At 67.0% G+C, this 23,724-nt stretch carries 17 protein-coding genes and 1 tRNA gene; 10 read left to right on the top strand and 8 right to left on the bottom strand.

Going from position 1 to position 23,724, the window contains the following annotated elements:
* Positions 1–36: 36 nt before the first annotated feature.
* Entirely contained in the window at positions 37–2,352 is a 2,316-nt protein-coding gene (locus tag ACQR0Z_RS28790; protein WP_434920864.1) for a Tex family protein, read from the bottom strand.
* Between the two features lie 196 nt (positions 2,353–2,548).
* Between ACQR0Z_RS28790 and ACQR0Z_RS28785 the strand changes: the two genes are divergently transcribed.
* Complete coding sequence (locus ACQR0Z_RS28785) at positions 2,549–4,609, top strand: ATP-dependent helicase (protein ID WP_434920863.1); 2,061 nt, start codon at positions 2,549–2,551, stop codon at positions 4,607–4,609.
* A 483-nt stretch (positions 4,610–5,092) separates the two neighbouring features.
* On the opposite strand, the gene ACQR0Z_RS28780 is transcribed toward ACQR0Z_RS28785, so the two are convergent.
* The gene (locus tag ACQR0Z_RS28780; RefSeq protein ID WP_434920862.1) at positions 5,093–6,052 is read right to left on the bottom strand and encodes a fatty acid desaturase family protein; all 960 of its coding nucleotides are present in this window, start codon (positions 6,050–6,052) and stop codon (positions 5,093–5,095) included.
* 7 nt (positions 6,053–6,059) lie between these two features.
* Entirely contained in the window at positions 6,060–7,085 is a 1,026-nt protein-coding gene (locus ACQR0Z_RS28775; RefSeq protein WP_434920861.1) for an alpha/beta fold hydrolase, read from the bottom strand.
* 908 nt (positions 7,086–7,993) lie between these two features.
* Between ACQR0Z_RS28775 and ACQR0Z_RS28770 the strand changes: the two genes are divergently transcribed.
* The 3 genes from ACQR0Z_RS28770 (at position 7,994) to ACQR0Z_RS28760 (ending at position 13,516) form a co-directional block, all read left to right on the top strand.
* Positions 7,994–9,073, top strand: a complete 1,080-nt coding sequence (locus tag ACQR0Z_RS28770) for an LLM class flavin-dependent oxidoreductase (RefSeq protein WP_434878031.1) — start codon at positions 7,994–7,996, stop codon at positions 9,071–9,073.
* 337 nt (positions 9,074–9,410) lie between these two features.
* On the top strand, positions 9,411–12,938 hold the full coding sequence (locus ACQR0Z_RS28765; RefSeq protein WP_434878032.1) for an autotransporter domain-containing protein: 3,528 nt from the start codon (positions 9,411–9,413) through the stop codon (positions 12,936–12,938).
* A gap of 167 nt (positions 12,939–13,105) precedes the next feature.
* Positions 13,106–13,516 carry a hypothetical protein gene (locus tag ACQR0Z_RS28760; RefSeq protein WP_434920860.1) on the top strand — a complete coding sequence of 137 codons (411 nt, stop codon included), beginning with the start codon at positions 13,106–13,108 and terminating at the stop codon, positions 13,514–13,516.
* Between the two features lie 24 nt (positions 13,517–13,540).
* Here the strand turns inward: ACQR0Z_RS28760 and ACQR0Z_RS28755 are convergent, their stop codons facing one another.
* The 3 genes from ACQR0Z_RS28755 to ACQR0Z_RS28745 form a co-directional block, all read right to left on the bottom strand.
* The gene (locus tag ACQR0Z_RS28755; RefSeq protein WP_434920859.1) at positions 13,541–14,230 is read right to left on the bottom strand and encodes a flavin reductase family protein; all 690 of its coding nucleotides are present in this window, start codon (positions 14,228–14,230) and stop codon (positions 13,541–13,543) included.
* 172 nt (positions 14,231–14,402) lie between these two features.
* Positions 14,403–14,479 (bottom strand) — tRNA-Arg (locus tag ACQR0Z_RS28750).
* Positions 14,480–14,549: 70 nt separating this feature from the next.
* Positions 14,550–15,578 (bottom strand): alpha/beta hydrolase, encoded by a 1,029-nt coding sequence (locus ACQR0Z_RS28745; RefSeq protein ID WP_434920858.1) that lies wholly within the window; start codon positions 15,576–15,578, stop codon positions 14,550–14,552.
* 307 nt (positions 15,579–15,885) lie between these two features.
* Here ACQR0Z_RS28745 and ACQR0Z_RS28740 point away from each other — a divergent pair, with 307 nt between their 5' ends.
* The 3 genes from ACQR0Z_RS28740 to ACQR0Z_RS28730 are packed head-to-tail and all read left to right on the top strand — an operon-like array spanning position 15,886 to position 18,393.
* Positions 15,886–16,809 (top strand): spermidine synthase, encoded by a 924-nt coding sequence (locus tag ACQR0Z_RS28740; RefSeq protein ID WP_434920857.1) that lies wholly within the window; start codon positions 15,886–15,888, stop codon positions 16,807–16,809.
* Complete coding sequence (locus ACQR0Z_RS28735) at positions 16,806–17,423, top strand: fused MFS/spermidine synthase (RefSeq protein WP_434861875.1); 618 nt, start codon at positions 16,806–16,808, stop codon at positions 17,421–17,423. The genes ACQR0Z_RS28740 and ACQR0Z_RS28735 overlap by 4 nt, the downstream gene beginning before the upstream one ends.
* 25 nt (positions 17,424–17,448) lie before the next feature.
* On the top strand, positions 17,449–18,393 hold the full coding sequence (locus ACQR0Z_RS28730) for a M28 family peptidase (protein ID WP_434920856.1): 945 nt from the start codon (positions 17,449–17,451) through the stop codon (positions 18,391–18,393).
* On the opposite strand, the gene ACQR0Z_RS28725 is transcribed toward ACQR0Z_RS28730, so the two are convergent.
* The gene (locus ACQR0Z_RS28725; RefSeq protein ID WP_434920855.1) at positions 18,381–20,561 is read right to left on the bottom strand and encodes a phytoene desaturase family protein; all 2,181 of its coding nucleotides are present in this window, start codon (positions 20,559–20,561) and stop codon (positions 18,381–18,383) included. The two genes, ACQR0Z_RS28730 and ACQR0Z_RS28725, sit on opposite strands and share 13 nt — an antisense overlap.
* Before the next feature lie 370 nt (positions 20,562–20,931).
* On the opposite strand from ACQR0Z_RS28725, the gene ACQR0Z_RS28720 reads away from it, so the two are divergent.
* From ACQR0Z_RS28720 to ACQR0Z_RS28710, 3 genes are all read left to right on the top strand, one after another.
* Positions 20,932–21,636, top strand: coding sequence for a hypothetical protein (locus ACQR0Z_RS28720; protein ID WP_434921038.1), 705 nt, complete (start codon positions 20,932–20,934; stop codon positions 21,634–21,636).
* A gap of 108 nt (positions 21,637–21,744) precedes the next feature.
* Positions 21,745–22,329 (top strand): YidB family protein, encoded by a 585-nt coding sequence (locus ACQR0Z_RS28715; protein WP_434920854.1) that lies wholly within the window; start codon positions 21,745–21,747, stop codon positions 22,327–22,329.
* A 27-nt stretch (positions 22,330–22,356) separates the two neighbouring features.
* The gene (locus ACQR0Z_RS28710; RefSeq protein WP_434861880.1) at positions 22,357–22,623 is read left to right on the top strand and encodes a GlsB/YeaQ/YmgE family stress response membrane protein; all 267 of its coding nucleotides are present in this window, start codon (positions 22,357–22,359) and stop codon (positions 22,621–22,623) included.
* Between the two features lie 188 nt (positions 22,624–22,811).
* Here the strand turns inward: ACQR0Z_RS28710 and ACQR0Z_RS28705 are convergent, their stop codons facing one another.
* Positions 22,812–23,591 carry an SDR family NAD(P)-dependent oxidoreductase gene (locus ACQR0Z_RS28705; RefSeq protein ID WP_434861881.1) on the bottom strand — a complete coding sequence of 260 codons (780 nt, stop codon included), beginning with the start codon at positions 23,589–23,591 and terminating at the stop codon, positions 22,812–22,814.
* Between the last annotated feature and the right edge of the window lie 133 nt (positions 23,592–23,724).

Here is a 23,724-nt window from a genome sequence, read left to right as displayed (position 1 = left end):
CGCGGCGTGCAGCGATGTCAGGAGTCGTCTGGGCGCTCACGCGCCCTTGCGGCGCTCCTGGGCTTTCGCCAGCGCCGCGGCGAAGGCGCCGCCGCCCGACGGCTTCTCCTCGCGCGTGGTCATGCGCGCCGCCGCCGGCGGCCGCGCGCTGGTGCGCTTCTCGCCCTTGGCCGGCAGCGGATCGGACAGCCGCAAGGTCAGCGAGATGCGCTGGCGCGGCACGTCGACGTCGAGCACCTTGACCTTCACGACCTGGCCCGGCTTCACCACCTCGCGCGGATCGTTGATGCGCTTCTCGGACATCGCCGAGATGTGGATCAGGCCGTCCTGGTGCACGCCGATGTCGGCGAAGGCGCCGAACGCGGCGACGTTGGTGACGGTCGCCTCGAGGATCATGCCGGGCTTGAGATCGGTGATCTTCTCGACGCCTTCCTGGAAGGTTGCGGTCTTGAATTCGGGGCGCGGGTCGCGGCCGGGCTTCTCCAGCTCCTTGATGATGTCGGTGACGGTCGGGACGCCGAAGCGCTCATCGGCGAACTTCGCCGGATTGAGCGCCTTCAGCGTCTTGGTTTCACCGATCAGCACCTTGATGTCGCTCTTGGTCGCCTCGAGAATCTTCTTCACGACCGGATAGGCTTCCGGATGCACGCCGGAGGCATCGAGCGGATTGTCGCCGTCGCGGATGCGCAGGAAGCCCGCGCACTGCTCGAATGCCTTCGGTCCCAGACGCGGCACGTCCTTGAGCTTGTCGCGGGTCGGGAACGGGCCATTGGCATCACGATGCGCGACGATGTTCTGCGCCAGGGTCTCGCCGATGCCGGACACGCGCGCCAGCAGCGGCGCGGAGGCGGTGTTGAGATCGACGCCGACCGCGTTCACGCAGTCCTCGACGGTGGCATCGAGCGCGCGCGCCAGCTCATACTGATTGAGGTCGTGCTGATACTGGCCGACACCGATCGAGGCCGGCGGCACCTTCACGAGCTCGCCGAGCGGATCCTGCAGGCGGCGCGCGATCGAGACCGCGCCGCGGATCGAGACGTCGAGATTCGGGAATTCCTTGGCCGCGAATTCCGAGGCCGAATAGACCGACGCGCCTGCTTCGGAGACGATCGCCTTGGTCAGCTTCAGGTCCGGCTTCAGCTTCATCAGGTCATTGACCAGCTTCTCGGTCTCGCGCGAGGCGGTGCCGTTGCCGATCGCGACCAGCTCGATGCGGTGCTTGATGCAGAGCTGCGCCAGGGTCAGCATGCTCTCGTTCCACTGCCGCTGCGGCTCATGCGGATAGATCGTGGCGTGATCGACGAACTTGCCGGTGCGGTCGATGACCGCGACCTTGACGCCGGTGCGGAAGCCGGGATCGAGGCCGAGCGTGGCGCGGCCACCGGCGGGCGCGGCGAGCAGGAGATCGCGCAGGTTCGCGGCGAACACACGCACGGCTTCCTTCTCGGCTTCCTGCCACAGCCGCATGCGGACATCGAGCGCGAGCGAGGTCTTGATGCGGGTGCGCCAGGCCCAGCGCACGGAGTCCGACAGGAATTGATCCGCGGGACGGCCCTGGCGGGAGATGCCGAAGGTCACCGCGATGCGGTTCTCATACAGCGACGGGTCCTTCGAGTCTTCCGGCTCGCCATCGCCGAAATCGAGCTGCAGCACCTCTTCCTTCTCGCCGCGCAGCATCGCCAGGATGCGGTGCGAGGGCAGCTTGGTGAACGGCTCGGAGAAATCGAAGTAGTCGGCGAACTTGGCGCCTTCGGTCTTCTTGCCGTGACGCACCGTCGACTTGACGGCGCCGCGGGTCCACATCTCCTCGCGCAGCGAGCCGACGAGGTCGGCATGCTCCGCGAAGCGCTCGACCAGGATCGCGCGCGCACCGTCGAGCGCGGCCTTGACGTCCTTGACCGGATTGTCGCCTTCCTTCTTGATGAAGGCCTTGGCCTCGTCTTCCGGATTCTTCATGGGGTCGCCGATCAGCATGTCGGCGAGCGGCTCGAGCCCGGCCTCCTTGGCGATCTGCGCCTTGGTGCGGCGCTTCTCCTTGAACGGCAGATAGATATCTTCCAGACGCGCCTTGGTGTCGGCGGTCGCCAGCGCCAGCTCGATCTCCGGCGTCATCTTGCCCTGCGACTTGATGCTCTCGATGATCGCGGTGCGCCGTGCATCCATCTCGCGCAGATAGCGCAGTCGTTCTTCCAGCGTACGCAGCTGCGTGTCATCGAGCATGCCCGTCGCTTCCTTGCGGTAGCGCGCGATGAACGGAACGGTCGCGCCGCCGTCGAGCAGGTCGATCGCGGCCTGGACCTGGGCGTCCCTGACAGAGAGCTCAGCAGCGATGATGGAGGCAAAATTCGACACGGTGTTCTTCCGAGATTCGTGACGGGGCTGATTGGATAGGAGTCCGCACGCCCCAGCGCAAGCGGCTGGCTGACGCTCTGTGGGCAACCGTGGCAAAAAAGACCGATTGCGAATCATGTAAAACGCTGCAGCAAGCGGGCCATGTCGTTGCGCGCATGGCGCAAATCGCGGATTCTCGCGAGCTGAGGGGCGATTCGTGCAGGCAGCGGCCGCGACATATCTCGACGATCTTAATCCGGAGCAGCGCCGCGCGGTCGAGCATGGCGGCGCTTTGGCCGCACCTGGGCCGCCGCTGCTGATCATCGCGGGGGCCGGCTCGGGCAAGACCAACACGCTGGCGCATCGCGTCGCGCATCTGCTCGTCAACGGCGTCGATCCGCGCCGCATCCTGCTGATGACATTCTCGCGCCGCGCCGCGAGCGAAATGAGCCGGCGTGTCGAGCGCATCGCGCGAAAGGTGCTGGGCAGCCAGGCGGAGGCGATCACCTCGGGACTGACCTGGGCCGGCACGTTTCACGGCCTGGGCGCGCGAATGCTGCGCGACTATGCCGAACGCATCGGCCTCGATCCCGTGTTCACGATCCATGATCGCGAGGATTCCGCCGACCTGATGAATCTGGTGCGGCACGAACGCGGCCTGTCCAACACACAGAAGCGCTTTCCGACCAAGGGAACCTGCCTCGCGATCTATTCGCGCTGCGTCAACGCCGACATGCCGCTCGACGAGGCGCTGGTGCGGCACTTTCCCTGGTGCGCGGAATGGGCCGGCGAGCTGAAGGGCCTGTTCGCGGCCTATGTCGAGGTCAAGCAGGCCAACGCCGTGCTCGACTACGACGACCTGTTGCTCTACTGGGCGCAGATGATGGCGGACGAGAGCATCGCCCGCGAGATCGGCGAGCGTTTCGATCACGTGCTGGTCGACGAGTACCAGGACACGAACCGGCTGCAGTCGCAGATCCTGCTCGGCCTCAAGCCAACCGGTGCGGGTCTCACGGTGGTCGGCGACGATGCGCAGTCGATCTACGCGTTCCGCGCAGCGACGGTGCGCAACATCCTGGAATTCCCCGATCAGTTCAGCCCGCGCGCCGATATCGTCACGCTCGACCGCAACTACCGCTCGACGCAGCCGATCCTGTCCGCCGCCAATGCGGTGATCGGGCTGGCGCGCGAGCGCTTCACCAAGAATTTGTGGACCGACCGCACGGCCTCGCGCAAGCCGCAGCTGGTGACGGTCCGCGACGAGACCGACCAGGCGCGCTACATCGTCGAACAGGTGCTGGCCAAGCGCGAGGAAGGCATCGTGCTGAAGCAGCAGGCGGTGCTGTTCCGGACCTCCTCGCATAGCGGGCCGCTGGAGTTCGAGCTGACGCGCCGAAACATTCCGTTCGTGAAGTTCGGCGGGCTGAAGTTCCTCGATGCCGCGCATGTCAAGGACATGCTCGCCTGCCTGCGCTTCGTCGAAAACCCGCGCGACCGGATCGCAGGCTTCCGCGTGCTGCATCTGATCCCGGGCATCGGCCCGGCGTCGGCGCAGCGGCTGCTCGATGCCGCCGGTGAGAGTGCCGATCCGATTGGTGCGTTGTGCGCCCAACCGGCGCCGGCGCGCGCTGGCGAGGATTGGACCGCGTTCGTGCGCATGCTCGAACAGTTGCGGGCTTCGGATTGGCCCGCCGACATCGAGCGCGTCAGGCAGTGGTATCAGCCGCATCTTGAGCGCGTGCACGAGGATGCCGAGGTGCGCAGCGCCGATCTGCTGCAGCTCGAGCAGATCGCCAGCGGCTATCCGTCGCGCGAGCGCTTCCTCACCGAGCTGACGCTCGATCCGCCCGACGCCACCTCCGACCAGGCCGGCGTGCCGCTGCTCGACGAGGACTATCTGATCCTCTCGACCATCCATTCCGCCAAGGGCATGGAGTGGAATGCGGTGCACGTCCTCAACGTCGTCGACGGCTGCATGCCGTCCGATCTCGGCGCCGGCTCCAGCGCCGAGCTGGAGGAAGAGCGTCGGCTGCTCTATGTCGCGATGACCCGCGCCAAGGACGATCTGCATCTGCTGGTGCCGCAGCGTTTCTTCGTCCATGGCCAGCCCGTGCGCGGCGATCGTCATGTCTACGCCTCGCGCACGCGATTTATTCCAGAGGCGCTGGTGTCGCTGTTCGAGCGTGTCAGCTGGCCGAAGGTGCAGGCGGGGTCGGCGGTTGCGAGCGCGGGGCCGCGGATCGACCTGGGCGCAAGGATGCGCGAGCGGTGGCGGTGAACTAAATCTGCAGCAGCAGTGCTCCTACGGCGCCAATGACTGCGCCCTCTCCCCCAAGGCGAAGCAATAGCTTCGCCAGGGTGGGAAAGGGCATCGCCGCTATAAGCGTCATACTCACTCGGGTGAGGGGTTCTTTCCCCAAATTCAGGACTGAGTTCGTGGCGACCCCTCACCCGACTTTCATGCTTCGCATGAAAGCCACCCTCTCCCACCCTGGCGAAGCTATTGCTTCGCCTTGGGGGAGAGGGTGCACCGTCTGCTCGGCGAGGGCTTGCCGACATCGCAGGCGACGCGGTCGGTCTGCGCCTCCCCCGCTTGCGGGGGAGGTCGCATCGCATCGTCAGATGCGATGCGGGTGGGGGCCGCTCCGGAAAGACTGCCGCTGTGGCGCCCCCACCCCGACCCTCCCCCGCAAGCGGGAGAGGGGGCGCACTGATCGCGTGGCAACGGCTCGGATCCCAACTCATCATGTGCGAGACTTCGTTAGGTCTGAGACTTCGTCCCCTCCCACTGCGTCCGAAACCACGCCCAGGTCTGCCGCGTCACCGCGACATACCCCTCCCCGCGATACTTGATCTCCCCATCCACGATCGCATGCAGCTTCGGCAGCGCGTGGAACGGCACGGCCGGATAGGCGTGGTGCTCGACGTGGTAGGGCATGTTCCAGGCGATCCAGTGCACGAATTGCGTGGTGAAGGTGGTGCGGGTGTTGTGGAAGGCGCTTCTCGTGTGATCGCAGCCGGTGTGCTCGGCGTAGAGATAGGGGCGCAGGATCAGTTGGCCGAGCAGCAGCGGCACGACCCAGACCCACAACAACAACGCGCTGTGCAGCGCCAGCGAGCCGAGCAGCAGCAGCGCGTAGCCGGCGACGTAGAAACGCGCCTCGCGCACGATGATCGCGCGGCGGCCGGCGGGCACCCAGGGCACGGTCACTTCGCCGGTCACGGCGTGCTTCAGCACCAGCCGGAGACGGCCGGCGACCTGGACCAGACCCGAATAGGCGATCGCGAGTTGCGTCTCGGAGCGCGGCTTGGGGCCGACGATCAGTTCGGGATCGCGCTGGGGATCCTGGGTGTGGCGGTGATGCTCCCAGTGGAACAGGCAATAATACTCGTACGGCAGCCCGATCAGGAAGCCGGAGAGATTGCCGACAGCGACGTTCAGCCGGCGGCTGTCGAACGCGGTCTTGTGCGCCGTCTCGTGCACCGCCATGAACAGGAAGGCGATCAGCACGCCCTGCAGAGGCAGCAAGGGCAGCGCCCACAACACGCCCTGCGTCGAGGCAATGGCTCCGATCAGCGCACCGATGGCGACGATCGCGCCGTAGTGACTGAGCGTGCGCAGGGCGCCCTTGAGGTTGGAGCGCGTGCAGAGCTGCTGCAACACTGGCGGAGTCAGCAGCTTCGGGCGGGGCGCGAATTCGTCGATAGGCACGTCGGTCATATTGAACTCAGCTTTGGAGAAGGGACGACAGTTGGGCTTTGATGAAGTCGCGATCGGCCGGAATGCGAACGGGATTGCCGGCGCGGTGGCCGTGGACCGAGGGGATCGGCCGCAGCGCGGCGGACCGCGCGTTGATAAGCTTCGGCAGCTCACGCTCATTGTCGCGCCAGTCGAAATAGCGGTCGGTCTGGCCGGGCATCAGCAGCATGCGCGCGGTGATCGCGGCCAGCGCCCGGTCGAGATCGCCTGAGAACGCCGCGCAATTGCTGATGTCGCCGCCCTGCCAGATCGCGATCTGCGTCAGCAGATTGTTGGCGTCGCGATGGGCGAAGGCGGTGTCCCAGGTCGCGGCGAGATAGTCCTCCTGCGAGCCAAAACCCTGCTCGCGCCAGACCTCGTCGCGGTAGAACTCGTAGGACATCGCCCATCCGGCATAGATACGGCCCATGGCGCGCAGGCCGGCCACCGGCTTTTCGACGAAGCGGCCGTTCCGGAACGCAGGGTCGGCTATCAGCGCGGCCTTCACGGCGTCGAGGAATAGATGATTGTAGGGCGAGCAGCGCGCGCTGCCACAGACGACCGCCGCGCGCTCCACCATGTCCGGGTGAAGCGCAGCCCAGTGATAGGCCTGCATGCCGCCCATCGACCAGCCATAGACCAGCGCGAGCTTCTCGATGCCGAACTGCTCCGCCAGGAGCCGCTTCTGGACCGCGATGGCGTCGTGATAGCTGATCGCCGGGAACGGCGTGTCGCCGACCGGCGTGTTCGACGGCGACGACGACAGGCCGTTGCCGAACAGGTTCGGGATGATGATGAAGTATCTGTCGGAGTCGAGAATGCCGCCGGGTCCGATCAGCCATTCGATGTCGGTGTGCTGGGCGCCGAACGAGGTCGGATACAGGATGACGTTGTCCTTGGCCGCATTCAGCGTGCCATAGGTCTTGTAGGCGAGGCGCAGCGACGGGAACGTCACGCCCGTTTGCAGCAGGACGTCGCCCGCCTCGAAGATTTGATAGTCCCTCTGTGCCATCATGCGCGTGGTCCCATGTCATCCATGCACCGAGCCTAGGTGATGCGCGGCGGGCCGACACGCCCATTTTTTGGCATGGCATGCGCGCATCGAGGGCGCGACAGCCGGCGTTGCACCGCCCATGCGCGGGCGGTCCCGCGGCGCGTTGCGCCCGAGTTTTGCCGAATGGAACACCCTCGACAGATGAGGGCGCAGGGAATGCCGGGTGCTGGCCGCAACCCATGGCCCGCCTGCGGAGAAAAATGCAGGCGGCAGGTACCACAGGTTCAGCCGACAATCCGGCATTCCCTGCGCGATGGGCTTACGGCTGCTCCGAGCTCTCCCCGGGGACCGGCTGTCTTGCCCCCGTCGCCGATGGATCACACCACCGGCTTGGCCTCAGCATCGGGAGGCCAGGACCACACGGCTTGACCGTCCGCAGCGGATCGTTCGTCGGCGCGACTTGCGTCACGCTGCGACCCGCCACGGCCACCGCATCCCCGCCTCGCGTCTCGTGACGACCGCGCGTACGCCCCTCATCGATGAGGCGGGATGCGCGCAGTAGAGCATAGTTTTCGGAAAAACGAAAGAGGAAATTTTGGGCGTGACCCGAATCGGGTCGCGGCCCTCGTCTTCGCCAGGCAACCGTCATTCCGGGGCAAGGCCGAAAGGCCTTGAACCCGGAATCCCGAGATTGTCTGGATCTCTTTTCGCCACATCGAGATTCCGGGTTCAATCGTCATGCGCAGTCGCGCATGACGATTGCCCCGGAATGACGGGGGATGACGGGGTGAGGCGGCGGACCCGCGATCGCAGACAGGGCCTCTGCGGAGTGAAACCCTGTGTTTCGCCCTGGCCGCTTGCAATCCGGTTCAGCCCCTTCCAGCTAACAGCGGGACGCCGTATGACGGCGCGACGGATTGGAACGAGACATGACTGCAGCAATCGAATTCGGCCTGGATACTTTCGGCGACGTCACCCGCGGCGCCGATGGCGCGATCGCGCCGCATGCCCAGGTGATCCGCGACGTGGTCGAGGAGGCCGTGCTCGCCGACCAGCTCGGGATCGACTTCATCGGGCTCGGCGAGCACCATCGCGGCGACTTCGCGATCTCGGCGCCCGAGGTCGCGCTCGCGGCGATCGCGGCGCGAACCAACCATATCAAGCTGGGGTCGGCGGTGACGGTGCTGAGCTCGGACGATCCGATCCGCGTGTTCCAGCGCTTCGCCACGCTCGATGCTGTCTCGAACGGCCGCGCCGAGGTGATCCTCGGCCGCGGCTCGTTCACGGAATCCTTCCCGCTGTTCGGCTTCGACCTCAAGGACTACGAGACGCTGTTCGAGGAGAAGCTCGATCTGTTCGTCAGCCTGCTGCCGCAGCAGCCGCTGACCTGGCAGGGCAATCTGCGACCGCCGCTGAAGGATCAACTCGTCTATCCGCCGGTCGAGCACGGCCGGCTGAAGGCGTGGATCGGCGTCGGCGGCAGTCCCGAGTCCGTGGTGCGCGCGGCGCATTACGAGCTGCCGCTGATGCTCGCGATCATCGGCGGCGACCCCACGCGGTTCGCGCCCTATGTCGATCTCTATCATCGCGCGATCAAGCAGTTCGGCCGCGCGACGAACCCGATCGGCGTGCACTCCCCCGGCTATGTCGCCGACACCGACGAACAGGCGCGCGAGGAGCTGTGGCCGGACTACAAGACCATGCGCGACCGCATCGGCCGCGAGCGCGGCTGGCCGCCGATGGGCCGCGACGAATTCGTCCAGGAGGCCGATCACGGCTCACTCTATGTCGGCTCGCCGGAGACGGTGGCGCAGAAGATCGCCGCCACGATCAAGGCGCTCGGCCTGTCGCGCTTCCAGCTGAAGTACTCCGCGGGTCCCCTGCCCCACGCCAAGCTGATGCGCAGCATCGAGCTGTACGGCCGGGTGGTGGTGCCGCGGGTGCGGGAGCTGCTCGCGGAGAGCCAGCAACGTCCAAGCGAGGCGGATCAGTCGCTCACGATGTCCTGAGGCTGCGATGTTGGGCTGCCCTTGGGCAACCCACATTGACGCCCGGCAGTGTCCGACGTGACTACAACCGACAGCACGCGCGCCGATCGCGCCACACCAAATCGTCGGCAAAATTCCCGCTGTGCTGGGCAGGGTGATTCGCGATCACGTCAAGGCTGTGTGTCCCGGCGATGACAGACACCGACCAAAGGCAATCGCTAACAAACCGTTAAGAATCTGAAACAAACGCCCAATAGTGACGGCGGCGGGACAAAACGTCGCATGTGCGACGGCGACGCGTCCCGCCGGAGTCCGCATCGGTTCCGGCATCGAATGTCTTTGTCTGGGAACCGTCGGAATGTCGTCGTCTGCCTACCTGAAGTTCTGGAAATATGCCGCGCTGGGCTCGGCGCTGCTGCCCATCGCCGCCAAGGCCGGCGACATCCCGACCACGCCGCCGGTGAACTTCACCAATTCGAGCACGGCAACGGTTGGCTCGACCATGGTCAACGTGGTCGATTCCTACATCAACCTGATGCTGAACGATCCGGCGCTGACCAACGGCACGGGCGTCATGGAGCAGAACCTCGCCACCGTGGTCCGCATGACGCGGGCGCGCACCGCGGCGCAGACGCTGGAGGCGATCCACGACGACCGCACCAGTCAGCAATACAGCGTCCTGAACGGGCTCGGCGTGCTCACCAGCTCCTTCATGACCGGCACCGGCGCCTCCGCCAGCGGCACTACGCCGAACAGCCTGACGCCGACGACCTACGCGCCGTACACGCTGCAGAACTTCCAATCCAACATCAACTATCTGAACAGCGCGAGCTGGGGCGCGACGACCTTGGGCAATGGCAGCGCGACACCGCTCGCCGCCGCCGTCAACTTCGTCAACAACACCGTGCGCGCCAATTCCTCGACCGAGCCGTCCAAGCGCACCTTCGAGCGCTACATGGGCTCGACCGCGCCGGTGACCAACCCCGGCGCGTTCGGCGCCTCGGTGAACCAGACCACGGTGAGCCCGCTGGCCGCCGCCTTCGGCAACTACAACGCCACGACCAGGACCGGACTGACCACGGCCGACACCGCCAACATCGTCGTCCCCACCTATTACGGCAACCTCACGATCCCCGCGGTCTACGGCAACGCCACCAACTGGGTGCGCGGCTTCACCGTGACCCAGGCGATGATCGACGCGCAGAACACCGCGAACGGCACCAGCCTGAGCTATCTCACCGTGCCGAATGTCGGCAGCATCGTGAACGGCGTGCTGCAGCCGACGCAGTTCGTGGTCGGCGACTACGTGCCCGGCATCGGCGCGGCGTCGCGGCCCTACCGGCTGTCGACCGACGTCAGCGTGCCGACACCGCTCTTGCAGATCATCAACAGCACCAACCCTTATGCCGATGGCGGCTTCATCTCCGGCCACACCAATTCGGGCTATACGCAGGCGCTCGGCCTCGCCTTCCTGGTGCCGCAGCAATATCAGAGCCTGCTGGCGCGCGCTGCCGACCTCGGCAACAACCGCATCCTGGCCGGCATGCATTCGCCGCTCGACGTCATCGGCGGCCGCACGTTCGCGACCGCGATCGCGGCCACCAACATCTACAATGCGCTCTATGATTCCAACGGCGACCGGGTCGACTGGACCAACCCGGCCAACACCAATGCCTACGCCGTCTACCAGGCCTACACCCAGACGCAGTCGTATCTCTCGTCATCCTGCGGCACGGTGAGCGTGCAGGCCTGCATCCAGCAGGCGCAGGGCGGCGCGGCGACGATCGCGGCGGCCTCCAGGGACGTCAATCTCAGCTCGACCGATCCGTCGAGCTACACCTACCGCATGACCTATGGCCTGCAGCTCGCCGGCGCCAGCACCACCCTGCCGGAGAACGTGCCGGTGCAGGCGCAGGTGCTGCTGCTGACCCGCTTTCCCTATCTCAGCGACGCGCAGCGCACCGAGATCCTGAAGACCACGGCGCTGCCCTCCGGCTACGCGCTGCTCGACGGCAACACCTGGGACGGCTGGGGCCGCATCAATCTCTACCAGTCGGCTTACGGCTACGGCGCGTTCAACAGCGCGGTCGCGGTGACGATGGATGCCGCGCAGGGCGGCTACAATGCGTTCGACATCTGGAGCAACGACATCTCCGGCGCGGGATCGCTGACCAAGAGCGGCAGCGGCACGCTCGTGCTCGCCGGCAACAACAGCTATGGCGGCGGCACCACCGTGAATGGCGGCGCCCTCGTCATCGCGGCGGGCGCTGCGGTGACGAGCCCGATCAGCGTCAATGCCGGCGCGACCCTCTCCGGCCTCGGCACCGTCGGCAACGTGAACGTCGCCGGCACGCTGGCGCCGGGCTATCAGGCGGTGACGGGCCTCACCGGCCAGGCCGGCAAGCTCACCGTGCTCGGCAGCCTCGCCTTCACCAGCGGCGCAGCTTACGCGCTGCAGTTCACGCCCGGCAGCTTCAGCACGACCAGCGTGTCCGGCACGGCGACGCTGAACGGCCAGGTCACAGCGACGTTCGCGAGCGGCGTCTATGCGGCGGGCAGCAAGGTGGCGATCGTGTCCGCCGGCGGCGGCGTGAGCGGCCAGTTCTCGTCGTTCAACACCACGACCACGGGCACCACCAACATCACGCCGACCTTGAGCTATGACGGCCAGAACGCCTATCTCACGCTGAAGCAGGCCGCGCTGCCGTCGCTGCCAGCCACTGGCGTCAGCGGCAACGGCCAGCAGATCTACAACGCGCTCGCCAATGCGGTGACCAAGGGCGGCACCTTGCCGACGTCGCTGCAGTCGATCTACTTCCAGAGCGCGGCCGGCGTCGGCGCGACGTTCAACCAGCTCGCCAGCCAGAGCGCACCGGCGGTGACGCAGAGCGTCGGCCAGAGCATGACCGGCTTCCTCTCCACCGTGCTCGACTTCGGCGGCAGCGGCCGCTCCGGTTCGAACCCCGGCGGCTCGCCGATGATGGCCTTTGCCGAGGCGAGCGGCCCGGCCGCCCAGGCCGGCAGGATCTTCGCCAAGGCGATGCCGATGGAGCCGAGCTGGGCGGTGTGGGGCTCGGCGTTCGGCGGCGGCGGCCGCATCGGCGGCGATGCCGCGGCCGGCAGCCAGGACCTGTCGTCGCGGATCTACGGCCTCGCGGCCGGCGCCGATTATCGGCTGGCGCCGGACGTGACGCTGGGCTTCGCGCTGTCGGGCGGCCAAACCAGCTTCAGCGTCGCGCAGGGCGGCGGCTATGGCAATTCGGACTTCATCCAGGCGGCGGCCTATGCGACAAAGCGCTTCGGCGCGGCCTATGTCTCCGGCAGCCTCGCCGCCGGCGCGCATTGGATGTCGACGACGCGCAACCTCACCGCCGGCGCCATCGAGACGCTGCGCGCGAGCTACACGGCGCCGACGCTCGCGGGCCGCGCCGAGGCCGGCTACCGCTTCGATCTCGGCTTCGGCGGCCTCACGCCCTACGCCGCGCTGCAGCTGCAGCAGGTGTGGAGCCCGTCCTACAGCGAGACCAGCTCGCTCGGCGCGGGCGGCTCGGCCCTCACCTTCGCTGCGCGCGACACCACCCTGCCGCGCACCGAGCTCGGCCTCTGGGCCGATCGCCGCATCTCCGAGACGTTCCTGCTGCGCGGCCGCGCCGCCTGGGCTCACGACTACAATCGTGACTCCAATGTGAGCGCGACGTTCCAGACCCTGCCTGGTGCGAGCTTCGTCACCACGGGCGCGCGGATCGCGGCGGACTCGGCGCTGCTGTCGGGTGTCGCCGAGGTCGCGCTGACTTCGCATCTCACGCTGTCGGGTCAGATCGACGGCCAGTTCGCGCCGTCCGCATCGTCCTGGGCCGGCACCGGTCGGGTCAGATATCAATGGTGATGTGATCCGCCGGCCGTCAAAACAGCCGCGTCCGACAGGGCGCGGCTGTAGCCAGCGGAACGACGTCCTGCATTGCGGACCTGACGGTTCGGGACAATCTGCGCTGGCCGGTTAACGCCTCCTTGGCCGCACGCGTCGTAGCCTGCTGGCGTCAGGCGGCGCGCGCGGTGCCGAGCTTGGGGGACGATCCGATGGTGCTGAAGGTGATCGCGGTGGTCTACGGCCTCTGGTTCGTGCAGGCTGCCCTGGATCCCGGCTTCTACGATACGACGGCGCACACGGTGAGCGCGACGCTCGCGCTCGGCGGATTGATCGCGCTGTTCGACCATGCCTTCAGGCTGCACCTGCTCACGGCGATCATCTGGCGGGTCTTTGCCGTGATCTACCTCGCCGACGGCCTGGTCCATGCCGTGCCGACAGCGAAGCGGCTGATCGAAACGCAGCGCTACGACGTGCTGGTCGGCGCGGCCGCGATGAGCTTCGTGTTTCAATTGCCGATGCTCTACAGCCTGGCCAGGCTGTCGTTCTCGTCCGCGCCGTCAGGCGGGACAGGTCCGGCGCGATTGGCGACGCGATAGGCGCGTCGCCGGCCGCAACGCACCTCAGGCCGGAACGGCCAGCGGACGCGACGCGTCCCGTGCACGGATGATGTCGGGCGTGCGATAGGCTGCTTCGGGAATGGTGCCCAGGCGGGACTCGTGAACGCGCGGACCGAGCCCATAGAATTGCTGAAAGCTCATGATCAGCGGCCGCCATTTATCGGGATCGACGCGGTCGCGCGTGCCGTCCATCAGGATGGCGGGGGCGACATGGACCCGCTGCACGCGCACCTCGAAGCATTGGATGTGGCCCTTCAGGACGGCATCGTCATCGGCGATGCCGTGCACCGCCTCGACGCAGGCTTCGAGCTGCACCGGACATTCGGCGACGCGCGGCGCGGCGACGGTCTCGGACGGCGCAGGCGTGAGACCGGCCGCAGCGAACTTGTCAGGCTCGTGACGATAGCCCTTGCGCAGCTTCATCGGCGGGACCGGATCGGACCCCGTGGTCAGCGCCAGCCGGTCGACGGCGGCGACGAGGTCGACCGAGGGCAGGTTCAGCACGCATTCGCCGGTCCGCAGCATGTTCTGCGGCGTCTTCGATCCCGCCGCGAGGCCGAGCATGCAGCGCCAGCCGAGCCAGAACGCCGATGACATCGGCGCGAGATTGGCGCTGCCGTCCTCGTTGACGGTGCTGATGAGGACCACGGGCGTCCCGAAATACAGGATGCCCGGCTCGATGGTGGTGTGCATGACGCTCTCCAGGTGATGCAGCGGCGACGGCCGCTGTCGGCTCCTGGATGGTTCCCTGATGACGGCGATGCGCTCCACCCGATTCCCGGACAAGCGTCATTTCGCGGCGATGCTGCGCACTTCAGGAAAGCTGCGATGATGTCCGGCGGCTGGAGGCGTGGCGCTGAAAGAATGGCGATCCCGGCATGACTCGAACATGCGACCTACGGTTTAGGAAACCGCCGCTCTATCCAGCTGAGCTACGGGACCGGAGCCTGCACCGACGTGCACCTGCTTCGACCGCCTGCATAGCAGACCCGGTCTGCGACCGGAAGCCTCATCACGGGGCCTCGCCGCAGCCGGGGACGTCGAACAGCGCCTTGAGCCCGCAGGACGAGGTGAACATCTTGTCGCCGTTGTGACCGACGCCGGCGACGTCCCACAGCCGGTGATTCGGCGTGCCGCCGTCGCGCGCGGCCATGACCGCGGCGTAGGAATGCCCGCGCACATAGCGCGTCGGCCCCTGCGCCCGCGCCATGCAGCTCTTGTCGAGCGCCGGATGATTCGGATCGGTGTCGCGGGTGCCGAGCAGGTAGATCACGCGTCGCGCCACATAGGTCCGTTCCAGCTCGGAAGGCGTCGGGGTGGCGAGATAGGCCGGCCGGTCGGCCATGCCGTATTTCCAGCGGTCATAGCCCGGACAGGCCGCGGCGATCTCGGGCTCGGGCCGGTCGGCGGAGAAATAGGCGTAGGACGAGGGATTGGCGACGACATAGCGCACCGCGACCTGGCGCCGCGTCAGCGCCGCCTCGCCCTGCCCGGCGATCGCGTAGCGCTGCACCACCTGGCCACCGCCGGAATGGCCGGCGACGACGACCTCGGTCAGCGCCGGGAACAAAGAGCGGTCGGCAAGATGCGCGAGGATCGCATCCAGAGCCTCGAACGAGCTGACGGGGTGCGGAGCGGTCGCCGCATCGCCGCCCTGCCAGCCTTCCAGGGTCCAGCGCAGGGTCTCCGGCGGCAGGCCATGCGCCTCGACATCGAGGTCGGCGAGAAACTGCGGCACGACCAGCAGGGTGGTGGCCCCGGCGGGGCCCGCGGCGTCGCGGGACTTGATCGCGGTGTCGTAATAGACGTCGGCGTTGCGCAGCCGGCCATGCAGGACCAGCACCGCGCGGGTGATGTCGGGCTGCGGCTTCGTCCAGGGCCGGGAGACATAAAGCGGCAGAATGCCGCGATCGCCGACGGCAAGCCGCGCATCGGCCACGACAGCCACGGGACGGCGGTTCGGCGCGGTCTCATCCTGGGCCCAGGCCAGGCCGCCGAGCAGTGCAAGACAGGCGATCAGCGCCGACTTCAACGCAGTCATGAATCCCCACCAACCGGACGCGACACCGGACGGCGGTGCCCCGGTTCAACCATAGGCACCTCGAGGCGGGAACAGAAGACCGCCTGTGCCTTACTGCCATGGCCGGGCGATCACAGCCCCGTTGGCGGGGGCGGTTTGACTATCCGGCAGGCAGCCGATGGTCTAAGAGAACGGCGCCGATACGGAACCGGCCTCGGGATCGCCGTATTGGTCGTGCCTGAGCGCAGCGCGTGACAGCCGTCAGAGGTCACGGGGCTTGCGCGCGGCGCGCCCGCCCATTGTTCAGCCGAGGGAAACAGACAGTTCGATGCTTATCCGGTCGGTCATTGCAGGTGCGTTTGCAGCTCTCCTCTCCGTCGCCGCCGCCGGCGCGGAGGACGCCCGTCATCTCCTGGAATCCAAGGAGTCGCTCTACAACAACATCTACGTTTATGAGCAGGGGCCTTACCGCAGCATGACGTTCGGCCATAACCGGCGCATCTATACCGAGAGCGTCTACAACACCAAGGACGAGCTCGACCTGCCGGTCGACTATACCCGCTTCATGACCGCGAGCGTGATGTACGCCAAGAATGTCAGCTCGATCCTGGAGATCGGCTTCGGCGGCGGCCGCACCGCCTGGTACCTGCACCGCTTCCTGCCCAAGGTGCAGGTCACCTCGGTCGAGCTCGACCCGACGGTGCTGGACTTCGCCAAGAAATATTTCGGCATCAAGGAGGAGCCGAACTTCCACGTCGCCAACCGCGACGGACGGCTGTTCGTGCAGGAATCCAAGGACCGCTACGACATCATCCTGATCGATGCCTATCGCGGGCCCTTCGTGCCGTTCCATCTCCTGACCAAGGAATTCTACCAGCTCGTCAAGGATCACCTCGCCGAGGGCGGCGTGGTGGCGCAGAACGTCGAGCCGTCGACCATGCTGTTCGACGCCGCGGTCAAGACCATCCACAGCGTGTTCCCGCAGGTCGACTTCTACGAGGCCGGCGGCAACATCGTGATGGTCGCCTATCCCGGCGATGAGCGGAAGGCCGAGGATCTCGCCGCCATCGCGCAGGAGCGCGACAAGGAATTCGGCTTCCGCTACAAGCTCGCCGACATGCTGGCGCAGCGCAAGCGCATCGACATCGACGGCGGCCAGGTGATCGACGCCAAGGCCAAGATCCTGACCGACGACTTCGCTCCGGTGGAAGCGCTGAAGAGCATCGAGCGCCATAACAAGAAGCTGCCATGAGCGAGCCGGTGTCCCGCGCCGGCATGCTGGCGATCTATATCTGCTCGTTCCTGGTCGGCTGCGTGCTGATGGGCTTCGAGATGCTGGGCAGCCGCTATCTCAACCCGTATTTCGGCAGCGGCATCGGCGCCTGGGCGAGCCTGATCTCGACCGTGCTGTGCGCGCTGGCGATCGGCTATTTCGCCGGCAGCGCCATCGTCGACCGCAGGCCCACCACGCGCACCATCGCCACCATGATCCTGATCGCCGCGGCCTACATGGCGCTGGTGCCGGCGACGGCGGACATCGTCATGGCCGATATTCTCGACACGGTCGGCGACGGCCCGATGGCGACGCTGATGGCCGCGACCGCGCTGCTGCTGGTGCCGCTGACCCTGCTCGGCACGTTCTCGCCGATCGCGGTCAGCCTGCTGACGCGCTCGGCGGGCGAGGCCGGCCGCGTCGCGGGGCTCGTCTATGGCGTCTCGACCATCGGCAACGTCGTCGGCACGCTGGTCACGACGTTCACGCTGATCCCGTCGATCGGCTCGCGCGCGATCACCTATTATTTCGCCGTGGCGCTCGCCGGTTGCGCCGGCATCCTGTTCATTCCGTTCGGCAAGAAGACGTCCTGATATTCATCATCGAAGAGCTTTGCGAATGACCGAGTTCTGGCCCCGCCTCGCCGCGACCGCGGCAACGGCCGCGCTGCTGCTGATGTCGCTGCCCGCGCAGGCGGCGGACGCCCAGATCGAGCTGTGGGACGGCCAGCGCGCGCTCGGACACATCGCCGACCTCTTGAAGTTCACGCCGCGCTCGATGGGCGAGCCCGGGCACCAGAAGACCATCGACTACATCAAGGCGGCGATGGCCAAGAGCGCCGCCGAGGCGGTGCTGACGCAGAGCTTCACGGCCAAGGGCGACGACGGCAAGGCGATCCCGCTCACCAACATCATCGCCCGCTTCCAGGTGCAGAACCCGCGCCGCATCATCGTGGCCACGCATTACGACAGCATCATCAAGGCCTATCGCGATCCGAAAACGCCTGATGCCCCGATGCCGGGCGCCAACAACTCGGCGTCCGCCGTGGCGCTGCTGCTGGAGACCGCGCGCGTGCTGTCGCTGTCGGGCAAGCCGGACATCGGCATCGACTTCATCTTCTTCGACGGCGAAGAGGGGCCGAAATCGCTCGGCGCCGGCGATCCGACCTGGCGCCCCCTGGGCTCGCCCCATTTCGCGGCCAATCTGAAGACCTATTACCCGACCATAAAGCCGGAGAAGGCGGTCGATTTCGACATGGTCTGCGACAAGGACCTCAGGCTGCAGCCTGAGCCGTCGTCGCTCGCCTCGGCGCTGCCGGAGGTCAAGAAGTTCTGGAGCATCGGCAGCCGGATCGCGCCGCAGGCGTTCTCGCCGGAGCCGACCGCCTATCCGATCAGTGACGACCACACCGCGCTGATGCAGGCGGGCATCCCGAGCTTCCTGGTCATCGACTTCGACTACGAGCCCTATTTCAACACGACGCAGGACACGATCGAGCAGTGCTCGGCGCAGAGCCTCGAGGCTGTCGGTCGCACCCTGCTGCGCTATCTCTACACGCCCTGATTGGCCGCGGTTACGGGCCGCGTCTCCGCCGCCCGCGCGGGCTGCTCGGTCTGCTGCCGCGAGCCGGCCCGCGCGGCGCCGGCCAGCAGGCCCGGGAGCAGCGCTTCGGCCGCCTCGGCCCCTGAAATCACCACCGCCTCGACACCTGCTCCGGCATTGCCGCCGCCGGCGATGACCAGGTTGGACACCGGTGCCTTGGCGCCCTTGAGCCGGCCGGCGCGCCCGACGCCGTAGATCGAGCCGGCGCTGGCGAGATCGTAGCGCGCATAGGTCACCGGGCTCGCATCGGTGCGATAGACGATGTGCTTGGACAGATCGGGAATGACGGTTTCGGCGGCCGCGACCATGGCGTCGCCCAGCTCCTGCTTGCGCGCCTCGTACTCCGGCGAACGGCGCCACGCCTTCCAGTCGTCGCCGCCCTCTGCCGGAAACCAGGCCTTGGCCTGCTCATGCGGAACGAGGGTGATGATGGTCATCGTCGAATGGCCTTCGGGCGCGGCCGACGGATCGAGCTTCGACATCACCGCAAGCCCGACGCCCATCGGCGTGTCGAGATGGGTGGCCGGGGCGATGTCGGGCACGATGTCGAGGCCGAGATGCACCGAGAAGCAGGAGGTGGCCGGCGCGATCGCGGCGGCGCGCTCCCGGAACGCGGCGGGCAGATCCTCGGGCTTCAAAAGCTCGGTGAAGGTGCGCTTGAGGTCGGCATTCGAGACGACCGCTTGCGCCCGGATGGTGCGGCCGTTGGCGAGCACGACGCCGGCGGCGCGCCCCTGCTCGACCAGGATTCGCGTCACCTGCGACTTCAACTGCACCTCGCCGCCGCGCGCGGTGATCGCATCCGTCAGCACGTCGGCGAGATGACCGGAGCCGCCGACGGGATAGAATCCGCCCTTGAAGTAATAGCCGAAGATCGGGACCATCTGCGCGCACGAAAGCGTCTCGCTGCCGTCGCCGAGATAGCCGGAGAGCGCGTTGAGCGTGCTGATCAGTTCGGGATCGGAGACGTGCGCGGCGACCAGCTCGTCGAACGGGCGGTTCATCCAGCGATAGGCCTGCGGATGCTTGCGCGGGAAGGCGAGCAGCTCCTCCAGGGTCGCGGGCATGCCGGGAATGCCGCTGCGGCCCTGCCCGGTCGCGTACATGCTCTCGAAGATCGCGTGGATGGTGTCGAACAGCCGGGTCAACCCGTCGGCGCTGGCGGGAAACATCTCGCAGAGCAGGCGGACATAGGCGCGCCAGTCCTCGGGGACGTCGATGCGGCGGCCGGCGAGGCGATAGGAATGGGTGACGCGCTTCCACTGGATGCGATCGGCCACGCCGAGACGGCGCAGCACGCTGTCGACGGGACCGCCGGGCCAGACGCCGGAGAAATCATGCGGGCCGGCATCGAAGCGGTACAGCACCGGCTTGTTGTCGTGATGCGCCTTGCGCAGATAGGTGTGGCAGAAGCCGCCGGGCACCACGTGGTGGTCGAACACCTTCACCTTCAGCCCGGAGTCGGCGAGCAGCGCCGCCGCGGTGAGGCCGCCGATGCCGGCGCCGATCACCGCGACGTCGCAATCGGTCTTGGCCTGATCGGTCTCGGCCTGGCCGGTGAAGCGCGGGGCCGGCCAATGATAGTCCTCGCGCGCGGCCCGCATGCGCTGCAGCGCCTGGCGGACGGCGAGGCGGGGCCCGAAGATCGAGACCAGCGCACCGCCGACGACGATCGCGGTGGTGATCCAGGAGGCGACGCCGGCCCAGCGGCACAGGCCGAGCAGGAGAAACAGGACACCCCAGAGCCCGGTCATCAGCATGTTGATCAGATGAAACTGCGGTGTCGCGGCGCTGTCGGCATAGGCCGAACGGGAATAGTCCGCGGTCCAGGGCCGGCCGACCGCGAGCGAGGCGAAGCTGATCAGCCCGAGCGCGGCGAAGGACAGCCACAGCGCATTGGCCATCGTCCAGTTCGGCGCCACGTCGTTCGCGATCGCCAGCATGACGAACAAGGCAAGGCCGCCGAGTTCGAGCAGCGCCAGCTCGCCGCGGAAGGCGCGCCAGACATTGCCGGCGACCGCCAGCGCCAGCGCCGACCAGACCGCCCATGCGGGCTGGTTCCAGGCGAGCAGAGCCCAGAACACCACGAACGGCAGCAACGCCAATTTCACCGTGAGGAATACCTTCATACCAGCCTCCCCCGCGCCGCTCCGGCGCGCGCCATCTTTCCAATGTCAAGATTAAGCTTTAGGGCCGGGGGAACCTGCCGTCAACCGAAATCTTTCCACCGTCAAGATTTGCCTTGTCAACCACGGCGGGAGAAAAACGGTAAAACCATGCCGCGTATCGTTTGCGCGCCACAGCCAGGCGTGATTCACTCACCTCATGGCCGTGAAGGCTGAACCAAGTGTGGCAAGTCGATCACGGAACCACGGCAAACAAAGAAGAAAGTCCAAATTTACGCAGCATTGGAGTCACACCCCGCCGCAAATTGGCGACAATCTCCGGTCATCTGAGGCAGCGAGACGTTGAGGATTGCCGTTCGTGTATCGACCCCGCTTGCCAATATTGGTTTTCGCAGCGTTGACCTGCCTTCCCGCCGCGCAACCTCAACGCGCGCACGCCGAATGGTGGAGTCGCTCGCCGACGGATTTCGAGGAATGCGCCGACGCGGCCGAGAAGTCCGCCTCCAAGGAGGAGAAGACGGCTGCGCTCGCGCAATGCAACGCGAAATTTGCCGGGAGACGGAAGCCCGGCGGCGGCTATGTCTATTACGACTTCATGCAGGACCGCAGCTTCGACATCGCCGGCCCCAATCCGACGCCGGACGAGCAGAAGTTCATCGACCAGCAGTATACGCAATATCTGGAGCGGCAGCGCCACTCCAACATGAGCTCCGCGATGATGTCGCGGCCGCAGCCCCAGGAGCTGCAGCCGACATTGCGCGAGATGACGGCGCGCGCCGCGATCGAGCCGCCGAAGCCCGCGATGCCGGCGCCACCGCCGCAGCCGCGACCGGCCAAGCCGCCAGCCGCGACGGCCCAGGGCGGTGTGCCGCCGCCCGCTTCGACCGCGGAGGCCCGCGCCCGCATCAAGGCCGCGCAATGTGCCAAGGACGGCGGCCGGCGCGATTCGTTTTCGTGCAATTTCCCGGTCCTGTCCGAGAAGCTCGACGAGCTGAAGCGCATGTTCACCGGTCCGCGCGAGACCGCGGCAGCGCCGCCGGCCGCCAAGGCGCCCAAGCGAGCGGACGCCAGGAACTGAGCCGACCCGCGCGCGCGGAGCATGTTGAAGATGCGGCGATTCCGCCCGCCTTGTAACGCTCCGGGCCAAGCCATAGCTTGACGTGCGGGGCGCGCACGGAGGCGGTCAATGGGTCTACTCGATATCCTCAACGGCATGCAGAACGGCCCGAACGGGCCCAGTCACCCGACGACGCAGAAGAGCGGCGGCATGTCGCCGATGACCATGGCCATCCTCGCCTTGCTGGCGTGGAAGGCCGTCAAGCACTTCTCGCAGAATGGGCAGCAGCCGAATGCGGCGCCCGCGCCGGTTCCGCCGCCGCAGCCGACCGGTCACCAAGGTGGCGGACTTGGCGGCGGTCTTGGTGGTGGTCTCGGCAACATCATTGCCGGCGGGCTCGGCGGTCTGCTGGCTGGCGGCGCCGCGGGCAGCGTGCTGTCCGGCGGACTCGGCGATCTCCTGCGCCAATTCCAGGAGAAGGGTCACGGCGACACCGCGAACTCCTGGGTCTCGCCCGGTGAGAACAAGCCGATCTCCCCCGGCGATCTCGCCAATGCGCTCGGCGCCGACCAGCTCGATCAGCTCACCGCGCAGAGCGGCCTGTCGCGCGACGAACTGTTGAGCGGATTGAGCCAATACCTGCCGAGGGTGATCGACCAGCTGACGCCGGACGGACGGCTGCCGACCGAGCATGAGCTCGCGGGCCGGATCTGAGCGCGGCCATCAGGCAAGGATGATTCCATGATCTACATACTGATCGTCGGCTTCGTCGCCGGACTGCTGGCGCGGCTGCTGTCGCCGGGACCGAACAATCCCTCCGGCTTCATTCTCACCACCGTGCTCGGCATCGTCGGTGCGTTCCTCGCCACCGCCGTCGGCCAGGCCATTGGCCATTACGGTCCGAACCAGGGGGCCGGCTTCATCACCGCGACGATCGGCGCCGTCGCCGTGCTGTTCATCTGGAACCGGCTGGTCGCCAGCGGCACGATCCGCGACTACAACCGCTGACCTCCGCGACATCGCGAGCACGGCGAAGCAATTCAGATTCCTTACTGGGCCTCTGGATTGCTTCGCTGCGCTCGCAATGACGGAGTGACTGCGGTGCTCCATCCGCGTCATTGCGAGCGCAGCGAAGCAATCCAGGGGCTACGCGAAAATGGCGGATGGCGTCGCCCCCTGACGACGCGACACCGCTCTCATCCGAGCAGATGCATCCCCGCGTCCATGCGCACGACCTCGCCGGTCATGTGGCCGGACGCCGGGCTCGCCAGGAACGCCACCAGCTGCGCGATGTCCTCGGCCGATGACGCCGCGCGCAGCGGCACCCGCGCCACCACGGCATCGCGCACCTGCTTGGCGCCGGCTTCGCCGCGGCCCTTGGTGAACCAGGGCGTATCGATATAGCCCGGGCAAACGGTGTTGACGCGGATCGACGGCGCCAGCGCCCGCGACAGCGACAGGGTCATCGTGTTCAGCGCGCCCTTGCTCGCCGCGTAAGCAACTGATGAGCCGATGCCGCTGATGCCCGCGACCGAGGAGACGTTGACGACGGCCGAGGCGCGCACCGTCGCCTTCGCCGCGGCTTCGAGCAGCGGCCGCGCGGCACGCACCATCTGGAACGGGCCGATGGTGTTGACCGCGTAGATGCGCTGGAAATCCTCCGCCGACAGGCCGTCGAGCTGATCATGCGGCACATGCTTGGTGGTGCCGGCATTGTTGACCAGCGCGTCGAGCCGGCCCCAGGGCGCCGCCGCCGCGACGATCTTGCGGCAATCCTCGTCACGCGACACATCGCCCTGGACGACGACGACCTCGACGCCCTCCTTGCGGCACAGATCGGCGGTCTGCTCCGCCTCGGTCTTGCTGTTGGAATAGTTGACGACGATGCGCATGCCGGCCTTCGCCAGCAGCAGCGCGCTCGCGGCCCCGAGGCCGGATGCCGAACCCGTCACGATCGCGCACGAACCTTCCGCCATGCCGCTCCTCCCTGTTTGCCGTCCTGTTTGCTTGGCTTCTTCTAGCCAAGATCACCGCGACTGCAAATCGGCGCGATCTCCGCGTTGCGGAAATCGCCGTCGATTCCATGCGGCGAGCGGACGGGGCCCTGCA

Source organism: Bradyrhizobium sp. HKCCYLS3077, assembly GCF_051167555.1.
In the GTDB taxonomy this organism is placed as follows: Bacteria; Pseudomonadota; Alphaproteobacteria; order Rhizobiales; family Xanthobacteraceae; genus Bradyrhizobium.
The sequence above is the reverse complement of the archived record's forward strand: the minus strand, read 5'-3'. Positions and strand labels throughout refer to the sequence as shown.

Coding starts and splice junctions, on each gene's coding strand:
- ACQR0Z_RS28780 (WP_434920862.1), bottom strand. CDS start 6,052: ATGACCGACGTGCCTATCGACGAATTCGCGCCCCGCCCGAAGCTGCTG.
- ACQR0Z_RS28775 (WP_434920861.1), bottom strand. CDS start 7,085: ATGATGGCACAGAGGGACTATCAAATCTTCGAGGCGGGCGACGTCCTG.
- ACQR0Z_RS28770 (WP_434878031.1), top strand. CDS start 7,994: ATGACTGCAGCAATCGAATTCGGCCTGGATACTTTCGGCGACGTCACC.
- ACQR0Z_RS28765 (WP_434878032.1), top strand. CDS start 9,411: ATGTCGTCGTCTGCCTACCTGAAGTTCTGGAAATATGCCGCGCTGGGC.
- ACQR0Z_RS28755 (WP_434920859.1), bottom strand. CDS start 14,230: ATGCACACCACCATCGAGCCGGGCATCCTGTATTTCGGGACGCCCGTG.
- ACQR0Z_RS28745 (WP_434920858.1), bottom strand. CDS start 15,578: ATGACTGCGTTGAAGTCGGCGCTGATCGCCTGTCTTGCACTGCTCGGC.
- ACQR0Z_RS28740 (WP_434920857.1), top strand. CDS start 15,886: ATGCTTATCCGGTCGGTCATTGCAGGTGCGTTTGCAGCTCTCCTCTCC.
- ACQR0Z_RS28735 (WP_434861875.1), top strand. CDS start 16,806: ATGAGCGAGCCGGTGTCCCGCGCCGGCATGCTGGCGATCTATATCTGC.
- ACQR0Z_RS28730 (WP_434920856.1), top strand. CDS start 17,449: ATGACCGAGTTCTGGCCCCGCCTCGCCGCGACCGCGGCAACGGCCGCG.
- ACQR0Z_RS28725 (WP_434920855.1), bottom strand. CDS start 20,561: ATGAAGGTATTCCTCACGGTGAAATTGGCGTTGCTGCCGTTCGTGGTG.
- ACQR0Z_RS28715 (WP_434920854.1), top strand. CDS start 21,745: ATGGGTCTACTCGATATCCTCAACGGCATGCAGAACGGCCCGAACGGG.
- ACQR0Z_RS28710 (WP_434861880.1), top strand. CDS start 22,357: ATGATCTACATACTGATCGTCGGCTTCGTCGCCGGACTGCTGGCGCGG.
- ACQR0Z_RS28705 (WP_434861881.1), bottom strand. CDS start 23,591: ATGGCGGAAGGTTCGTGCGCGATCGTGACGGGTTCGGCATCCGGCCTC.